This is a genomic window from Mesorhizobium escarrei, from assembly GCF_935825525.1.
GTDB classification, from domain to species: Bacteria; Pseudomonadota; Alphaproteobacteria; order Rhizobiales; family Rhizobiaceae; genus Mesorhizobium; species Mesorhizobium escarrei.
The window spans coordinates 15,718-32,248 of sequence record NZ_CAKXZT010000150.1; the positions used below are offsets into that span (position 1 = coordinate 15,718).

At 63.4% G+C, this 16,531-nt stretch carries 18 protein-coding genes; 16 read left to right on the top strand and 2 right to left on the bottom strand.

All coding sequences use genetic code 11. The annotated features are described in order from the left end of the window. The first annotated feature begins 92 nt into the window (after positions 1-92). From NMG80_RS26655 to gph, 10 genes are read left to right on the top strand one after another with little or no spacing between them, the layout of a single operon-like run. Positions 93-1,154, top strand: coding sequence for a class 1 fructose-bisphosphatase (locus NMG80_RS26655; RefSeq protein WP_254020879.1), 1,062 nt, complete (start codon positions 93-95; stop codon positions 1,152-1,154). Between the two features lie 5 nt (positions 1,155-1,159). Further along, on the top strand, positions 1,160-2,032 hold the full coding sequence (locus tag NMG80_RS26660; RefSeq protein ID WP_254020880.1) for a phosphoribulokinase: 873 nt from the start codon (positions 1,160-1,162) through the stop codon (positions 2,030-2,032). Between the two features lie 10 nt (positions 2,033-2,042). Next, on the top strand, positions 2,043-4,079 hold the full coding sequence (gene tkt, locus NMG80_RS26665; RefSeq protein ID WP_254020881.1) for a transketolase: 2,037 nt from the start codon (positions 2,043-2,045) through the stop codon (positions 4,077-4,079). 13 nt (positions 4,080-4,092) lie between these two features. After that, positions 4,093-5,172 carry a class II fructose-bisphosphate aldolase gene (gene fba / locus NMG80_RS26670; protein WP_254020882.1) on the top strand — a complete coding sequence of 360 codons (1,080 nt, stop codon included), beginning with the start codon at positions 4,093-4,095 and terminating at the stop codon, positions 5,170-5,172. Between the two features lie 21 nt (positions 5,173-5,193). Further along, complete coding sequence (locus NMG80_RS26675; RefSeq protein ID WP_436798690.1) at positions 5,194-6,687, top strand: ribulose-bisphosphate carboxylase large subunit; 1,494 nt, start codon at positions 5,194-5,196, stop codon at positions 6,685-6,687. A gap of 18 nt (positions 6,688-6,705) precedes the next feature. Continuing rightward, the gene (locus NMG80_RS26680) at positions 6,706-7,140 is read left to right on the top strand and encodes a ribulose bisphosphate carboxylase small subunit (RefSeq protein WP_254020883.1); all 435 of its coding nucleotides are present in this window, start codon (positions 6,706-6,708) and stop codon (positions 7,138-7,140) included. Positions 7,141-7,148: 8 nt separating this feature from the next. Continuing rightward, positions 7,149-8,087, top strand: a complete 939-nt coding sequence (cbbX, locus tag NMG80_RS26685) for a CbbX protein (RefSeq protein WP_254020884.1) — start codon at positions 7,149-7,151, stop codon at positions 8,085-8,087. A gap of 53 nt (positions 8,088-8,140) precedes the next feature. Next, complete coding sequence (gene rpe / locus NMG80_RS26690) at positions 8,141-8,827, top strand: ribulose-phosphate 3-epimerase (protein WP_254020885.1); 687 nt, start codon at positions 8,141-8,143, stop codon at positions 8,825-8,827. Positions 8,828-8,847: 20 nt separating this feature from the next. After that, positions 8,848-9,405, top strand: a complete 558-nt coding sequence (locus NMG80_RS26695; RefSeq protein WP_254020886.1) for a thioredoxin family protein — start codon at positions 8,848-8,850, stop codon at positions 9,403-9,405. After that, entirely contained in the window at positions 9,402-10,103 is a 702-nt protein-coding gene (gph, locus tag NMG80_RS26700; RefSeq protein WP_254020887.1) for a phosphoglycolate phosphatase, read from the top strand. The genes NMG80_RS26695 and gph overlap by 4 nt, the downstream gene beginning before the upstream one ends. Before the next feature lie 99 nt (positions 10,104-10,202). Here gph and NMG80_RS26705 read toward each other — a convergent pair whose 3' ends face one another. Then, positions 10,203-10,583 carry a c-type cytochrome gene (locus NMG80_RS26705; protein WP_254020888.1) on the bottom strand — a complete coding sequence of 127 codons (381 nt, stop codon included), beginning with the start codon at positions 10,581-10,583 and terminating at the stop codon, positions 10,203-10,205. A gap of 659 nt (positions 10,584-11,242) precedes the next feature. On the opposite strand from NMG80_RS26705, the gene NMG80_RS26710 reads away from it, so the two are divergent. From NMG80_RS26710 to NMG80_RS26735, 6 genes are all read left to right on the top strand, one after another. Continuing rightward, entirely contained in the window at positions 11,243-11,452 is a 210-nt protein-coding gene (locus NMG80_RS26710) for a hypothetical protein (protein WP_254020889.1), read from the top strand. A gap of 42 nt (positions 11,453-11,494) precedes the next feature. Beyond that, the gene (locus NMG80_RS26715) at positions 11,495-12,478 is read left to right on the top strand and encodes an ABC transporter substrate-binding protein (RefSeq protein WP_254020890.1); all 984 of its coding nucleotides are present in this window, start codon (positions 11,495-11,497) and stop codon (positions 12,476-12,478) included. Beyond that, the gene (locus NMG80_RS26720) at positions 12,475-13,302 is read left to right on the top strand and encodes an ABC transporter permease (RefSeq protein ID WP_254020891.1); all 828 of its coding nucleotides are present in this window, start codon (positions 12,475-12,477) and stop codon (positions 13,300-13,302) included. Before NMG80_RS26715 ends, NMG80_RS26720 begins: the two co-directional genes overlap by 4 nt. Then, positions 13,271-14,011: an ABC transporter ATP-binding protein gene (locus tag NMG80_RS26725; protein ID WP_254020953.1), complete on the top strand. Its 741-nt coding sequence runs from the start codon at positions 13,271-13,273 to the stop codon at positions 14,009-14,011. The genes NMG80_RS26720 and NMG80_RS26725 overlap by 32 nt, the downstream gene beginning before the upstream one ends. A gap of 36 nt (positions 14,012-14,047) precedes the next feature. Then, entirely contained in the window at positions 14,048-15,019 is a 972-nt protein-coding gene (locus NMG80_RS26730) for a quinoprotein relay system zinc metallohydrolase 2 (RefSeq protein WP_254020892.1), read from the top strand. 105 nt (positions 15,020-15,124) lie between these two features. Beyond that, positions 15,125-15,988, top strand: a complete 864-nt coding sequence (locus NMG80_RS26735) for a quinoprotein dehydrogenase-associated SoxYZ-like carrier (RefSeq protein WP_254020893.1) — start codon at positions 15,125-15,127, stop codon at positions 15,986-15,988. 54 nt (positions 15,989-16,042) lie between these two features. Here the strand turns inward: NMG80_RS26735 and NMG80_RS26740 are convergent, their stop codons facing one another. Further along, a complete protein-coding gene (locus NMG80_RS26740) occupies positions 16,043-16,396 on the bottom strand; it encodes a hypothetical protein (RefSeq protein WP_254020894.1) in 354 nt (117 codons plus the stop codon). Positions 16,397-16,531 lie beyond the last annotated feature (135 nt).

The following is a 16,531-nucleotide window of genomic DNA, read 5'->3' on the forward strand; positions in this document are numbered from 1 at the left end:
AAAGTAAAGTTATTGAATTTTACTTATCATGGGCAGTTTGTTCTCATTCCCCAATCCGGCCGGAGGAGTTGCGGCTGGATCGGGAGGGTACGATGCCAGCGGCAACGCTCGACGCATTTCTGAATTCCTATCTCGGCCCGCCCGACGAACTGCGTTCCGCGGTCGTCGCGACCGTCCGTCAGCTGACGCAGGCCGCCACCAAGGTCCGCAACACCATCAATCAGGGGGTGCTCGGCACCGCCTTTGCCGGGACCCGCAGCGCCAATGCCGACGGCGACATCCAGAAGGATCTCGACATCTTCGCCGACGACATCTTCCTCGACGCCATGCGCCACGCTCCGGTCGCGCTCTACGCCTCCGAGGAACTGGAGCAGCCGGTCCTGCTCGACAGCCAGGCGCCTCTCGCCATCGCCATCGACCCGCTCGACGGCTCTTCCAACATCGATACCAACGTGTCGATCGGAACGATCTTCTCGCTCCTCCCTGCAGCTGGCCTCCCTGCAACTGGCGCGCCGGACGGAAATCCGGCCGCCGCTTTTTTGCAGGCAGGCGTGAACCAGCTGGGCGCCGGTTTCTTCATCTACGGGCCGCAGCTGGCGCTGGTTCTGTCGCTCGGCAGCGGCACGCATGTCTTCGTTCTCTCGACCAGGCTCGGCACCTTCGTCCAGGCCTACGAGAGCCGGATCATCCCGCAGCGTACCCAGGAGTTCGCCATCAACGCCGCCAACTACCGGCATTGGGACGAGGCGGTGCGGCTCTACATCGATGACTGCCTCGAAGGCACCGAAGGCCCACGCGGAAAGGACTTCAACATGCGCTGGATCGCCTCCCTGGTCGCCGACTGCTACCGCATATTGATGCGCGGCGGCGTATTCCTGTATCCAGGCGACAAGCGCAAGGGTTACCGCCAGGGACGGCTGCGCCTCGTCTATGAGGCCAACCCGATCGCCTATCTCATCGAACAGGCGGGCGGAGCCGCCACCGACACCATCACCCGCATCCTCGAAATCGAACCCGAGAGCCTGCACCAGCGCGTGCCCGTGGTGTTCGGATCGGCGCGCGAAGTCGCACGCATCACCCGCTACCACACCGAGCCCAGCGCGATCGGCGAGCGTGCGCCGCTGTTCAGCCGCCGCGGCCTGTTCAGGGCCTGAGCATCATGTCGGCAAAGCACCCCATCATCACCATAACCGGGTCGTCAGGCGCCGGCACCACCTCGGTCAAGCGCATCTTCGAGCTGATCTTCCGGCGCGAGAACATCGACGCCGCCTTCATCGAAGGCGATGCCTTTCACCGCTACGACCGCGCCACGATGAAGGTCAAGGTGGCCGAGCAGGAGAAGGCCGGCAATCCGAACTTCACCCACTTCCATGCCGAGGCCAACGAGCTCGCAATCCTCGAAGAAGTGTTTGAGGAATATGGCCGCCGCGGAACCGGAAAGACCCGCACCTACATCCATGACGAGGACGAGGAGAAGCAGTACGGCACGCCGCCGGGCCATTTTACCGAGTGGCGCGAATTCCCGCCGAGCGACCTGCTCTTCTACGAGGGCCTGCATGGCTGCGTCGTCACCGACAAGATCAACCTGGCCCGGCACGCCGACCTCAAAATCGGCGTGGTGCCGGTCATAAATCTCGAATGGATCCAGAAGATCCATCGCGACCGGGCAACCCGCGGCTATTCCACGGAGGCGGTGATGGACGTCATCCTGCGCCGCATGCCGGACTATGTCCGCTACATCGTCCCGCAATTCTCGCAGACCGCCATCAACTTCCAGCGCGTGCCGATCGTCGACACGTCCAACCCGTTCATTGCCCGCTGGATTCCGACGCCCGACGAATCGATGCTGGTCATCCGCTTCGCCAACCCCCGCGGCATCGATTTCCCCTACCTGCTTTCGATGATCCACGACTCCTTCATGTCGCGGCCGAATTCCATTGTGGTTCCAGGCAACAAGCTCGACCTTGCCATGCAGCTGATCCTGACGCCGCTCATCCTGCAATTGATCGAACGCAAGAACCGTGTGTCGTGAGGAGGACGCCATGAACAGCCAAGCAGCAGCCCTGAAGCCCTTCGCCGCCGTCTCGGAGCGCGACATGGCGAACGCCATTCGCGCGCTGGCGATGGACAGCGTCCAAAAGGCCAATTCCGGTCATCCGGGCATGCCGATGGGCATGGCCGACGTCGCGACGGTGCTGTTCAGCCGCTTCATCAACATCGATCCGTCGGCGCCCAGCTGGCCCGATCGCGACCGCTTCGTGCTTTCGGCCGGGCACGGCTCGATGCTGCAATATGCGCTGCATTACCTGCTCGGCTACGAAGACATGCCGATCGAGCAATTGCAGCGGTTTCGCCAACTGGGCAGCCGCACCGCCGGACATCCCGAATATGGCCATGCGCTTGGCATCGAGACGACGACCGGCCCGCTTGGACAAGGCATCTCGACCGCCGTCGGCATGACGCTGGCCGAGCGCATGCTTGCTGCCCGCCACGGCGCCGATCTCGTCGATCATTTCACCTACGCGATCGCCGGCGACGGCTGCCTGCAGGAAGGCATCAGCCACGAGGCGATCGACCTTGCCGGTCACCTGAAGCTCGCCCGGCTGATCGTCTTCTGGGACGACAATGCGATCTCGATTGACGGACCGACCTCGCTGTCGACCTCGATGGACCAGCCGGCACGGTTCGAAGCCGCTAGATGGCATGTCCAGTCGGTGGACGGCCACGACACCGAAGCCGTCGCTGCGGCAATCGAAGCGGCGCAGCAGTCGGATCGGCCGTCTCTGATCGCCTGCCGCACGGTGATCGGCAAGGGCGCGCCCAATCTGGGCGGCTCGGAAAAGACGCATGGCGCACCGCTGGGCGACGCCGAGATCGCCGCGACGCGCGAGAACATCGGCTGGGCCTGGGCGCCGTTCGAGGTGCCGGACGACATCCTTTTCGCCTGGCGCGAAATTGCCGAGCGCGGGCAAGCAGCGCGGCACGCCTGGGAGCAGCGGCTTGCCGCCTCGCCGCAGCGCCAGGCCTTCGAGCGCGCGGTCGCCGGCACCCTGCCCGATGCGGTCTTCGAAGCGCTCGGCGCTTTCCGCAAGGAGCATGTCGAAAAGGCGACCAAGGTCGCAACGCGAAAAGCCTCCGAAATGGCGCTCGGCGCCATCAACGCCGCAACCGAGCTGACCGTCGGCGGCTCCGCCGATCTGACACATTCGAACCTGACGATCACCAAGGGCATGGACCGCATAACGCCTGGTGCCCATGCCGGCCGCTACATCCACTACGGCATCCGCGAGCATGGCATGGCTGCGGCCATGAACGGCATCGCGCTGCATGGCGGCTTCGTGCCGTATGGCGGCACCTTCCTGTGCTTCGCCGACTATGCGCGCGGCGCCATGCGGCTGTCGGCGCTCATGGGCCAGCGCGTCATCTATGTGATGACGCATGATTCCATCGGCCTCGGCGAGGACGGCCCGACCCATCAGCCGATCGAGCACCTGGCGATGCTGCGGGCGACGCCCAACCTCAACGTCTTCCGTCCGGCCGACATCATCGAAACGGCAGAGTGCTGGGAACTGGCGCTGAAGAGCAGGAACCGGCCGAGCGTGCTGGTGCTCTCGCGGCAGAACCTGCCGATGCTGCGCCAAGCGCATAGCGAGAAGGCACACAGCGACCAGGCACACAGCGACGAGAACCGGTCGAGCCAGGGCGCCTACGTCCTGCGCCAGCCGGCCGGGCACCGCGCCGTGACGCTGATCGCCACCGGCTCGGAGGTCGAGATCGCCGTTACCGCCGCCGAACGGCTGGAGACCGAGCACGGCATCGCCGCCGCGGTCGTCTCGATGCCGTGCTGGGAGCTGTTTGAGGAACAGGATGCCGGCACCCGCAAGGCCGTCCTCGGCTCGGCGCCGCGCATCGCCGTCGAAGCCGCTGCACGCCTCGGCTGGGACCGTTGGATCGGAGATACCGGCGTGTTCGTCGGCATGGCCGGTTTCGGCGCCAGCGCCCCTGCCCCGGATCTCTACCGGCATTTCGACATCACGCCCGAAGCCGTCGCGGCAGCGGCGCTGAAGCTCATCATCTAGGAAGGACCCCAAAATGGCCCGCATCACCCTTCGCCAGCTTCTCGACCATGCCGCCGAGCACGGCTACGGCGTTCCGGCATTCAACATCAACAACATGGAACAGGGCCTTGCCATCATGGAGGCGGCCAGGGCCTGCGACGCGCCGGTCATCATCCAGGCCTCGCGCGGCGCCCGCTCCTATGCCAACGACATCATGCTGGCAAAGATGATGGAGGCGTTGACCGAAATGCATCCGGCCATTCCGCTCTGCATCCATCAGGACCACGGCAACAACGAAGCCACCTGCCTTTCGGCGATCCGCCACGGCTTCACCTCGGTGATGATGGACGGGTCATTGATGGCGGACGCCCAGACGCCGGCAAGCTACGACTACAACGTCGCCATCACCGAACGTGTCGCCCGCATGGCGCATTGGGTCGGCGCTTCGGTCGAAGGCGAGCTCGGCGTGCTCGGCTCGCTGGAAACCGGCCAGGGCGAGGCCGAGGACGGCCATGGCGCCGAAGGTGTGCTTTCCCACGAACAGCTTTTGACCGATCCCGATCAGGCGGTCGACTTCGTCACCGCCACCAAGGTCGACGCGCTGGCGATCGCCTGCGGCACCTCGCACGGCGCCTACAAATTCAGCCGCAAGCCCGACGGCGGCATCCTCGCCATGCAGGTGATCGAGGCGATCCACGAAAAGCTGCCCAACACGCATCTGGTCATGCATGGCTCTTCCTCGGTGCCGCAGGAACTGCAGGACGTCATCAACCGATATGGCGGCGAGATGCCCCAGACCTTTGGCGTTCCGGTCGAGGAGATCGAGCGCGGCATCCGCTACGGCGTACGCAAGGTCAACATCGACACCGATTGCCGCATGGCCATGGCCGGGCAGTTCCGCCGCGTCGCGACGGAGGACCCGCGCGAATTCGATCCGCGCAAGTTCCTGAAACCCGCCATGGATGCCCTGCGCGACCTTTGCCGCGATCGCTTCGAGCGCTTCGGCACCGCCGGCAACGCCTCGAAGATCAAAGTTATCGCCATGGACGAGATGGCGAAACGTTACGCCGCGGGAAAACTCGACCCGCAAATCGCAACCGCGAAAGCCGCCTGAGCGGCAAACAGGAGACCTGTCATGAACAAGATCGACATGCCGTCAGCTGGCACGCTCAAGGAAGGCAAGGAACGCTACAAGTCGGGCGTCATCCCCTACAAGAAGATGGGCTACTGGGAGCCGGACTACCATCCCAAGGAGACCGACCTGATCGCCATGTTTCGGATCACGCCGCAGCCTGGCGTCGACCACGAGGAGGCGGCCGCCGCCGTCGCCGGTGAATCCTCCACCGCGACATGGACCGTGGTGTGGACCGACAGGCTGACCGCCTGCGAGCTCTACCGCGCCAAGGCTTTCAGATCCGAGCCGGTGCCGAACACCGGTCCCGGCACCAGGACCGAGCAGCAGTACTTCGCTTACATCGCCTACGACCTCGACCTGTTCGAGCCGGGCTCGATCGCCAACCTGACTGCGTCGATCATCGGCAACGTGTTCGGCTTCAAGGCAGTCAAGGCCTTGCGGCTCGAGGACATGCGCATTCCGGTGGCTTACCTCAAAACCTTCCAGGGGCCGGCGACCGGCATCGTGGTGGAACGCGAGCGGCTCGACAAATTCGGCCGGCCGCTGCTCGGCGCGACGACCAAGCCGAAACTTGGCCTGTCAGGCCGCAACTACGGCCGCGTCGTCTACGAGGCGCTGAAGGGTGGCCTCGACTTCGTCAAGGACGACGAGAACATCAACTCGCAGCCCTTCATGCACTGGCGCGACCGCTTCCTCTACTGCATGGAGGCCGTGAACAAGGCGTCCGCCGCCACCGGCGAAGTCAAGGGCCATTATCTCAACGTCACTGCCGGCACGATGGAGGAGATGTACGAGCGCGCCGAATTCGCAAAACAGCTTGGCTCCTGCATCGTCATGATCGACCTGGTCATCGGCTATACGGCGATACAGTCGATGGCCAAATGGGCACGCCGCAACGACATGATCCTGCACCTGCACCGCGCCGGCAACTCGACCTATTCGCGCCAGAAGAACCACGGCATGAATTTTCGCGTCATCTGCAAATGGATGCGGATGGCCGGCGTCGATCACATCCATGCCGGCACCGTGGTCGGCAAGCTGGAAGGCGACCCGCTGATGATCAAGGGGTTTTATGACACTTTGCGCGAGGAGCGCACGCCGCAGAACCTCGAAACCGGGCTGTTCTTCGACCAGGAGTGGGCCTCGCTCAACAAGGTGATGCCCGTCGCCTCGGGCGGCATCCATGCCGGCCAGATGCACCAGCTGATCCATTATCTCGGCGAGGACGTCATCCTGCAGTTCGGCGGCGGCACGATCGGCCATCCGGACGGCATCCAGGCCGGCGCGACGGCCAATCGCGTCGCCTTGGAGGCGATGATCCTCGCCCGCAACGAGGGCCGCGACTATCTGCGCGAAGGCACCGAAATCCTCGAACAGGCGGCCAGATGGTGCACGCCGCTGAAGGCGGCGCTGGAGACCTGGAAGGACGTCACCTTCAATTACGAATCGACCGACACGGCCGACTTCGTGCCAACCGCAACGCCCAGCTTCTAGACGAAAGGAACCGTCGCCATGATGACCAATCCGGGAAACAAGGTCACGCAGGGACAGTTTTCGTTCCTGCCCGACCTGACCGATGAGCAGATTTCGGCGCAGATCAAATACGCGCTGAAAAACCACTGGGCGGTCAGCGTCGAGTACACTGACGATCCGCATCCGCGAAACACCTATTGGGAAATGTACGGCAACCCGATGTTCGACCTGAGGGACCCGGCGGGCATCCTGCTGGAAGTCAACAATTGCCGCAAAGCCATGCCCAACATGTATGTCCGGGTCACCGCCTTCGATTCGAGCAAGGGCTGGGAAGCGCCGCGCATGTCGTTCATCGTCAACCGGCCGCCCAACGAACCCGGGTTCCGGCTGCTGCGCCAGGAGCGCGACGGCCGCAGCCAGGGCTATTCGATCGTGCCTTACGCGACCGACAGGCCCGAAGGCGAGCGGAGCTAGCCGAAACCATGCTGGACGCAATAGCAAAGGGCACCGCCGCGCAGGACGCGCCGGTCGATCTGCAGGCCGAGTTCGAGGCGTCCAACATCGACGAGGTGATGGACAAGCTCGACCGCGAACTCGTTGGCCTGAAGCCCATCAAGACCCGCATCCGCGAGATCGCGGCGCTGCTCCTGGTCGACCGGCTTCGCCGCAAGTTCGGGCTGACCTCGGGCGCGCCGACGCTGCACATGAACTTTACCGGAAATCCCGGCACCGGAAAGACCACCGTGGCGCTCAGGATGGCCGAAATCCTGCATCGTCTCGGCTATGTCCGCGAAGGCCACATGGTCGCGGTGACGCGAGACGATCTCGTCGGCCAGTATGTCGGCCACACCGCGCCTAAAACCCGCGAAGTGATCAAGCGCGCCATGGGCGGGGTGCTTTTCATCGACGAGGCCTACTATCTCTACAAGCCCGAGAACGAACGCGACTACGGCCAGGAATCGATCGAGATCCTGCTGCAATGCATGGAAAACAACCGTGACGATCTGGTTGTGATTCTTGCCGGCTACAAGGACAAGATGGACCGCTTCTTCGACAGCAATCCCGGCATGCGCTCGCGCATCGCCCATCACCTCGATTTTCCCGACTACGGCGTCAGCGAGCTCAAATCGATCGCCGAGATCATGCTGGCGGAACAGAATTACCGTCTCAGCGAGGCGGCGGCCAAGGCGCTCGAAGAGTATTTGCCGATACGCATGCGGCTGCCGCATTTCTCCAATGCTCGCTCGGTCCGCAATGGGCTCGACCGGGCGCGGCTTCGCCAGGCCAACCGGCTCTTCACGTCGCGCGACCGGGTGTTGACGAAGACCGACCTTATCACCATTGAAGAATCCGATATTCGCGGCAGCCGCGTGTTCGCGGAAGGCAAGCTCGAAGGCGAGCCGGAGACGAAGCCGCGCTGACAAGCCGGTTGCGTGCAGCGACCGAAAACGGAAGAACAGAACGGGAGCCGACCATGGGTACCAAGACAATCATCGCGCCCTCGGTGCTTTCTGCGGATTTCTCGCGGCTCGGCGACGAAGTCGAAGCGGTCGTCCGGGCGGGCGCCGACTGGATCCATCTCGACGTGATGGACGGCCATTTCGTGCCCAACATCACCTTCGGCCCGCCGGTGATCAAGGCGATTCGTGATCGAACCGACAAGGTCTTCGACTGTCACCTGATGATCGCGCCGGCCGACGCCTATCTCGCCGCCTTCGCCGATGCCGGCTGCGACATCATCACCGTGCATGCCGAGGCCGGGCCGCATCTCGACCGTTCGCTGCAGGCGATCAGGAATCTCGGCAAGAAGGCCGGCGTGTCGCTGAACCCGTCGACGCCGGAAAGCGTCATCCAATATGTGCTCGACCGGCTCGATCTGGTGCTTCTGATGACCGTCAATCCAGGTTTCGGCGGCCAGGCGTTCATTCCTTCTGTCGTCGACAAGGTCAGGCGGGTCAAGGCGCTGATCGGCAACCGCCCGATCGACATCGAGATTGACGGCGGCGTCACGCCCGAGACCGCCCCGCTGGTCACCGCGGCCGGCGCCAATGTGCTGGTCGCCGGCTCGGCCATCTTCAAGGGCGGCAGCGAGGCTGCCTATCGCGCCAATATCGGCGCCATCAGACAGGCGGCCGACGGGGCGATCCGGAAAGCCGCGTAACCGTTTCATCGGAGGAAATCTTGGCGGCAACCCCACCTGTTTGCGATTTCGGCTGGCAAGCCATCGATGCCGTCTTGCCCGGCGCCGACGGCAAATCGCATTCGATCCTCAGCCAGGCCGGTCCGAACGGGCTGGTGGTGGCCTTCATCTGCAACCACTGCCCCTATGTGAAGGCGGTGATTTCACGCATCGTCCGCGATGCCAACGACCTCAAGGCCGAAGGCATCGGCTTTGTCGCGATCAACTCCAACGATGCCGACGCCTATCCGGATGATTCCTTCGACAACATGAAGCTCTTCGCCAGGACGAACGGCTTCACTTTCCCCTACCTCCACGACGGGCGCCAGACGGTGGCGCGTGCCTATGGCGCCGTTTGCACGCCGGATTTCTTCGGGCTCAACAGCGAATTGACGCTGCAATATCGCGGCCGGCTGGACGCGGCGCGGCGAGACGCTGGACTGCCCGGACTAAGACGCGACCTGTTCGAGGCGATGAGGCAGATTGCCCGGACCGGCGATGGGCCGCTGGACCAGATCGCTTCGATCGGTTGCTCGATCAAGTGGAAGGATGCTGCATGAACGTCGGCGCAGGCAGGCGGTTTCGATCGCCGAAAGCGATCCTGTTCGATCTCGACGGCACGCTGGTCGATTCGGCGCCTGATATAGCGGCCGCCGTCAACGAGCTGCTGGCCGGTCGCGATCTGTCGCCGCTGCGCCTGGAACAGGTCAAGGCGATGATCGGTGGCGGCGTCAGGAAACTGGTCGAGCGCGCCTTCGCCGCTTCCGGTACGCCGCTGCTCGGCAGCGCGCTTGATGAGGCCAACCGCGCCATGGCGCCGATCTACCGCAGGCATCTGACCGGCCTGACGACGCTGATGCCTGGCGTCAGGGAGGTTCTCACCCACTTCCATTTGAGCGGAATAGCCATGGGCGTGGTGACCAACAAGCCGCAGCTGGCGGCTCGCGAAATCCTGCTGCATTTCGGGCTGACGGAGCATCTCGGCGCGATCGTCGGCGGAGACGCGGTGACTTGCCTGAAACCGGCGCCCGACGCTCTGCTGCTGGCGCTCGACCAGCTTCAGGTCGAGCCTCGTGACGCGCTGATGGTCGGAGACAGCGGCGCCGACGTGGCCGCCGCACGCGCCGCCGGCATGCCCGCTATTCTGCTGCGTGGCGGCTACACGCAAATTGCCGTTGAAGAGCTTGGCGCCGATCTGGTTTGCGACGGCCTGCTCGACCTGCCTTCCGCGATGCGCAGGCTGCAAGACGCCGCGTGACCGGCGCCACCACCAGGGCGCCGGCCGAACGCAGTTTCGAACGGCCGGCAAAGTTACTTCCTAGGGAAGAACCGGGTTACTTCCTGCGGAGGAACCAGGTTATTTGGAGTATTGCTTCAGATAGGCGATGACGTTGGCGAGATCCCCGTCCTTCTTGAGACCCGCAAACGCCATCTTCCCACCTTTGATCATGCCCTTTGGGTCGCGAAGGTAATTCGTCAGCGTGGCGTCGTCCCATTTGAGGCCGGATGCGCCCGCCTCGGTCATGGCTTTAGAATATTTGAACCCCGGATGCGTGCCGGCCGTCCGGCCGATGACGCCGCTCAATGACGGACCGACCTTGTTCTGGTCCTTGTCAACGACGTGGCAGACCTTGCATTTGGCGAAGACCTTCTCACCCGCGGCGGCATCCTGTGCCTGCGATTGGTTCGTGATAGCAGTCGCAACGGACACGACGGCGAAAAATGCGATTGCACGCATGGCATTTCCTCATTGATCGTCAAGGTGCCCTGGACGATTGGCACATGCCTTTGTTTGATCATCGGCATCCTACATCCTGGAAGCTACCCGGCAGATGAGGGATGTCAACCGCTACCCCGATTTCAAGGCAGTCGCTTCAGGCAAAGGAGCGTCCAAGTCGTATTGGCCACCGTCGACGTTGGCGCTGCCCCTCATCCGCCTGCCGGCACCTTTTCCCCGTATAGTGACGGGGCGAAGGGGCTGGCCGCAACGTCGGCGCCCTTTCTGCAACGCTGGAGATTGGCGAAATCCTTTGCGAAGGCGTCCTTCTCCCCGTCACTATACGGGGAGAAATGCCCGGCAGGGCAATGAGGGGCAGCGCAGAACTGAAGCGATTGCGCGCGTATTTTCATTGTTTTGTGACGGCAGTTGTGCTAGGAATTTATTCATGGTGCTGGTTTGCGCCAACGACCCGCCCGATGAGGCGGGTTTTTGTTTCAGGCATCGGCGCCGCTCTCCATTCGCCGTTGTTGACGGCCATTGGGCGAACGCGTAGCCTCAAACCATACCGGGTTTTCCATGGGCACCTCGGGACTCCGGCTGTTGGTGGTTTGTCCAGGCTCGCAGATCGGGCCGGATCTCGCCAAAGCGGGCGTCTTCAAGCGCGCAAGAGGTGCTGAATGGATATGGTCGACCTCATCTTGACGGTTTGCCTGATCGGCAATCCGGGCAATTGCCGAGACGAACATCTCTATTTCGAGAGCCGCGGCTCTCTGTTCCAATGCATGATGCTGGCGCCCACCGAAATCGCGAAATGGTCGCAGGAACACCCGACCCTCAAGGTCAAGCGCTGGAGATGCGCTCTCCCGAACAAAGACCGTGCGATCTGATCGGCGCCCCGGCCTGTTATGGCCCTGGGAGGAGACATCATCATGATTTCGCGTCGAGGAACGCTCCGTCTGGCGGCTCTCGGAGCGGCCGCAGCGCTTGTCTCAAAACCCTCCTTCGCCACCAACAAGATTCGCATCGGTGTGCTAAAATTCGGCACCGTGAGCTGGGCGCTTGACACGCTGAAGCACCACAGATTCGACGCAGCCAACGGCATCGATGTGGAGATCGTCGATTTCGCCGGCGAGGATGCAACCAACGTCGCCATGCTGGCCGGCGCGATCGACATGATCGTCTCCGACTGGCTGTGGGTCTCGCGCCAGCGCTCCGAAGGCGTCGACCTCACATTGGTCCCCTATTCGACCGCCGTCGGGGCGATCATGGTGAAGGAGGGAGCGCCGATCCGGACGATCACCGATCTCAGGGGAAAAAAGATCGGCGTCGCCGGCGGACCTCTCGATAAAAGCTGGCTGCTGATCCAGGCGCTGGCCAGACGCGATCACGGCCTCGACCTGGCGGCAACCAGCGACATCGTCTTTGGCGCGCCGCCGCTGGTTTCGGAAAAGGCGATGCAAGGCGAGCTCGATGCGGTGCTCAATTTCTGGCATTTTTGCGCCCGGCTGGAGGCCAACGGCTTTCGTCGGCTGATCGGCGCTGATGCTGCGGCGAAAGCGCTCGGGGCCTCGGGCGCCGTATCGGCGCTCGGCTATGTCTTTCATGACAAATGGGCGAACGGACATCCGGACGCTATCAGGGGCTTCATCAAGGCTTCGGCGCAGTCCAAGGACTTGCTGGCCAGATCCGACGATGAGTGGCTGCGCCTTGCGCCGATTATCCGCGCGCAAGGCAAGGAACTGGCAAAACTGCGGGATCGCTATCGCGAGGGCATTCCCAGACGGCCCGTCGCCGAGGATGCGGCCGACGCAGGAAAACTCTATCGCGTGCTGGCCGAGATCGGCGGCGAAAAGCTGGTCGGCCGCGCCCCCGAGATGGCGCCCGGCACCTTCTGGCAGGAACTGCCGCAATGAGCCCACCTGACACCGGCGATCGCCCGCCTGGCGCTGCGGCCGGCCCGTCCAGCCAATCCGGCCTTGCAGCGGCGCTGACACCGGTGCTGACGGTGGCGGTTTCCCTGCTCGGGCTTTGCCTGCTGTGGGGTCTTGCGGCACGTGCCTGGCCGAGCCGTGCCTTTCCAGGGCCGGGACAGGTCTGGCAGGTGCTGCTCGCAGAGGCGGCGAACGGCGATCTTTTCTACCATCTCGGCGCGACACTCGGCCGGGTTGCCGCGGCATATGTCGTCGCGATGGTTGTTGGCTCGGTCATCGGGGTTCTCCTCGGCAGCCACCGCAGCGCAGACCGGTTCTTCGCTCCCTGGGTGGTTCTGTTCCTCAACATTCCCGCGCTGGTCGTCATCGTGCTCGCCTACATCTGGTTCGGCCTCAACGAAGCGGCTGCGATTGGCGCGGTTGCCGTCAACAAGATCCCCAATGTCGTGGTGACGATGCGCGAAGGCGCCAGGGCGCTTGATCCGAGTTACGCCGAAATGGCCGCCGTCTACCGCTTCGGCCTCCTCGATCGCATTCGCCACGTCCTGCTGCCGCAACTGCAGCCCTATCTTGCCGCCGCCTCACGGTCCGGCATCGCCCTCATCTGGAAGATCGTCCTTGTGGTCGAGCTGCTCGGCCGCTCCAATGGCGTCGGCTTCCAGATCTATCTTTATTTCCAGCTTTTCGACGTCGCCGCCATCCTTGCCTACACGCTGGCTTTCGTGGCGGTGATGCTTGTCATCGAACTCCTTGTGGTGCAGCCCGTTGAACGACATGCAACCCGTTGGCGCCGCCGTCCCGCTTAGGGTTGACATCGCCGAAAAGACCTTCAGGTCCGCACAAGGCGTCTCGATCACGGCGCTTCAGGACCTTTCCTTCGAGGTCCGGCAAGGCGAATTCGCCTGCTTGCTGGGGCCGTCCGGCTGCGGCAAGACCACGACGCTGCGCATCTTGCTTGGGTTGGACAAGGACTTTTCCGGCTCGTTCCAACTGCCTGAAGGCGGCTCCGACCGGATCGCCGCCGTGTTCCAGGAGCCGGTCTTGCTGCCGTGGCGAACGGTGGAGCAGAATGTCAGGCTGGCGCTGCCGAAAAGCCTGAGAACGAAAAACCTCGACGGGCTGTTCGACACGCTCGGCCTCGCCGGCATGCGCTCGCTCTATCCGGCCGAGCTTTCGCTCGGCCTTGCACGCAGGGCAGCGCTTGCCAGGGCCTTCGCTACCGAACCGGCGGTGCTTTTCCTGGACGAACCCTTTGCCTCACTCGACGAACGGACCGCCGAGCGGCTTCGGCACCTGCTTTTGACCGTGTGGTCGGCGCGGCCCACGACCGCCCTGATGGTAACCCACAATCTGCGCGAGGCCTTGATGCTGTCTGACCGCATCATCGTGCTCGCGCAGCGGCCGGCCCATGTGCTCGGCATGTTCGACGTAAGGCTGCCGCGGCACTATCGCAATCCACAGGTGATGAGCGACCTTTTGCGGTCGTTCCAGCAAAAGTTTCCGGGCGTGGCCTGATCGCCTTACAGTTCGGAATCATATCGGGAGGAAGCCATGCCGATCGACAGGGCACGACGCAAGCTTGTGAACGGCTTCGCCTGCACCGCGGTCAGCGCCGCGATGCTGCCCTGTTGCCTCGGGCGGGCCGCTCTCGCCGCAGCCTACGGCCTTGAATTCAAGCTCAGGAAAGTCGATGACGGCGTCTTCGCTTTCCAGGGCGTCGATGAATTGATGAGCGCCGCCAACCAGGGCGCGATCTCCAACCTCGGCGTCGTCGTCGGCGCCGACGCCGTCGCCGTCATCGACAGCGGCGGCAGCCTGATCGAGGCGAACGCCCTCATCGCCGCAATCGGCAAGATAAGCGCCAAGCCGGTCCGCTACCTGATCAACACCCACATGCACCCCGACCATGTCTTCGGCAACGCGGCATTCCGGCAGATCGGCGCCACCATCGTCGGCCACCACAATCTGCCGCGCGCCCTCGAGGCGCGCGGCGCGTTCTACCTGCAAAGCTTTCGCGATCAGATCGGCGACGCGCTCATGAAAAGGGTCGAGATCATATCGCCGACGATGCTGGTCGACGACCGCCTGCAACTCGACCTCGGCGGACGCGTGCTCGAATTGCGGGCATGGAAGGCGGCTCACACCGACAACGACCTGACCGTCTTCGACAGCGCGACCCGCACGCTGTTTGCCGGCGATCTCGTTTTCATCGGTTCCTTGCCGACGCTCGACGGATCGCTGCTCGGCTGGCTCCGCCAGATGGATGCGCTCGCCGCGATCGGCGCAGTGCGCGTCGTGCCGGGTCATGGCCCGGTGCCGGCCGACTGGCCGGCGGCTCTGACGGCGCAGCGGCGCTATTTCGAAACTCTGGCGCGCGATGTTCGCAAGGCGATCGCCGACGGGATGCCGCTCCGCGAGGCCGTCAAGACCGCCGGCGCAAGCGAACGGGGCAATTGGCGTCTGTTCGACGACTACAACGAGCGCAACGCAACGGCCGCCTTTACCGAACTCGAATGGGAATAGATCACACCGACAAGCGCTGTGGATCGGTTTGCCAACGCATCGTCAAGGGTCTATCCTCGACATCGGCCTGGGCACCACCTCTCTGACATTGGTGGAGGCATCGAAATGCAGAACCACGCCTACCGGAGCCGGCAGCTCGGCTTGCCGCTCGCAGCTGTATTTGCCGCGATTGTCGTGGCCGTCGGCACGCTCGTTGGTTCCTCCGGAGCCGCCAACGCCCAGCAGACAACCGCGTCTTCGAACAGGATCTGGCAGGATCTGAAAGGCGACGTGTTCGGCGATCGGGCAATTCTGGTCGATAGCGGCGTCGTCAGGATCGAGGCGCCGAAGCGGGCGCAGGATGCCGCCATCGTGCCCGTCGACATCTATATCGACCCGGCCAAGGCGCCCGCCGGCATCAAATCCGTCACCTTGATCATCGACGTCAATCCCGCGCCGGTGGCGGCGACGTTCGAGATCGGCAAGGACGCCGGCGTGACGCATCTGTCGACGCGCGTGCGCGTCGACGACTATTCCTACCTGCGTGCCATAGCAGAGACGCAGGGCGGCGAGCTTCACATGGCCCAGACCTTCGTCAAGGCGTCAGGCGGATGCTCCGCCCCGGCGGTCAAGAACCAGGACGAGGCGATAGCGACGATGGGGCAGATGAAGCTGCGCCAATTCCCGCCGCAAGAGACGATGACAAAGGCGCAGGAATTGCAACTGATGATCCGCCACCCGAACAATTCGGGCCTGCAGCGCAACCCGCTGACCCAGTATTTCATCCCCGCGCATTTTGTTCAGAAACTGTCGGTCTCGCAGGCCGACCGGCTGATCCTGTCGATGGAAGGGGGGATATCGATTTCGGAAGATCCCAATTTCCGATTCGATTTCACCGCGCACGGCACTGGCCAAATCCAGGTCGAAGCGATCGATACGGATGGCAAGGTATTTCGCAATCAATGGCCGCTGGAGGTTACGGGGCTTTGAAGCCTCGAAACCGCATGCAACGCGTCATATGAATCCATTCCAACGCGACGCGCTTTAGAAGCAGCGCATGTCGGCTTCCGCCTGCGCGCGCTTCAGTTCCGTGCTTGCGGCTTTTGCCGGCGCGTTTTCGCGGAACAGCCCCGAACGCTCCCCTGTCGTCAGGGACATGCTCTTGAAGGTCTCGGCCCTTTCATAATCCTCGAATGGAACGATCGAGGCGATGACGTCGATCGAGCAGGAACAGCGCTCCAGCGCCTGACGCGTCTGGCCGTTGGTCTGCATGCAGCCGAGCACATAGTCGACAACCGTCACCGTCGGATAATCTTCGGCGGCGCCGGCCGGATCGACGAAGACCAGGGCCGACGTGAGCAACAGCGGCAAGCTCGACAAGCCGACATATCTGATCATGGGGAACCTCCGACTGGCGAGGGGCGTGACAGATCGAGCCCAATGGATCGAGACGGATCACCGCACCAGTTGGCCGCGCGAAACCACGCCAGTCAAGTTCTCGTGCAGGCCATATAGTACCAAAGGACAGGGCCG

Coding starts and splice junctions, on each gene's coding strand:
- NMG80_RS26655 (WP_254020879.1), top strand. CDS start 93: ATGCCAGCGGCAACGCTCGACGCATTTCTGAATTCCTATCTCGGCCCG.
- NMG80_RS26660 (WP_254020880.1), top strand. CDS start 1,160: ATGTCGGCAAAGCACCCCATCATCACCATAACCGGGTCGTCAGGCGCC.
- tkt (WP_254020881.1), top strand. CDS start 2,043: ATGAACAGCCAAGCAGCAGCCCTGAAGCCCTTCGCCGCCGTCTCGGAG.
- fba (WP_254020882.1), top strand. CDS start 4,093: ATGGCCCGCATCACCCTTCGCCAGCTTCTCGACCATGCCGCCGAGCAC.
- NMG80_RS26675 (WP_436798690.1), top strand. CDS start 5,194: ATGAACAAGATCGACATGCCGTCAGCTGGCACGCTCAAGGAAGGCAAG.
- NMG80_RS26680 (WP_254020883.1), top strand. CDS start 6,706: ATGATGACCAATCCGGGAAACAAGGTCACGCAGGGACAGTTTTCGTTC.
- cbbX (WP_254020884.1), top strand. CDS start 7,149: ATGCTGGACGCAATAGCAAAGGGCACCGCCGCGCAGGACGCGCCGGTC.
- rpe (WP_254020885.1), top strand. CDS start 8,141: ATGGGTACCAAGACAATCATCGCGCCCTCGGTGCTTTCTGCGGATTTC.
- gph (WP_254020887.1), top strand. CDS start 9,402: ATGAACGTCGGCGCAGGCAGGCGGTTTCGATCGCCGAAAGCGATCCTG.
- NMG80_RS26705 (WP_254020888.1), bottom strand. CDS start 10,583: ATGCGTGCAATCGCATTTTTCGCCGTCGTGTCCGTTGCGACTGCTATC.
- NMG80_RS26710 (WP_254020889.1), top strand. CDS start 11,243: ATGGATATGGTCGACCTCATCTTGACGGTTTGCCTGATCGGCAATCCG.
- NMG80_RS26715 (WP_254020890.1), top strand. CDS start 11,495: ATGATTTCGCGTCGAGGAACGCTCCGTCTGGCGGCTCTCGGAGCGGCC.
- NMG80_RS26720 (WP_254020891.1), top strand. CDS start 12,475: ATGAGCCCACCTGACACCGGCGATCGCCCGCCTGGCGCTGCGGCCGGC.
- NMG80_RS26725 (WP_254020953.1), top strand. CDS start 13,271: ATGCAACCCGTTGGCGCCGCCGTCCCGCTTAGGGTTGACATCGCCGAA.
- NMG80_RS26730 (WP_254020892.1), top strand. CDS start 14,048: ATGCCGATCGACAGGGCACGACGCAAGCTTGTGAACGGCTTCGCCTGC.
- NMG80_RS26735 (WP_254020893.1), top strand. CDS start 15,125: ATGCAGAACCACGCCTACCGGAGCCGGCAGCTCGGCTTGCCGCTCGCA.
- NMG80_RS26740 (WP_254020894.1), bottom strand. CDS start 16,396: ATGATCAGATATGTCGGCTTGTCGAGCTTGCCGCTGTTGCTCACGTCG.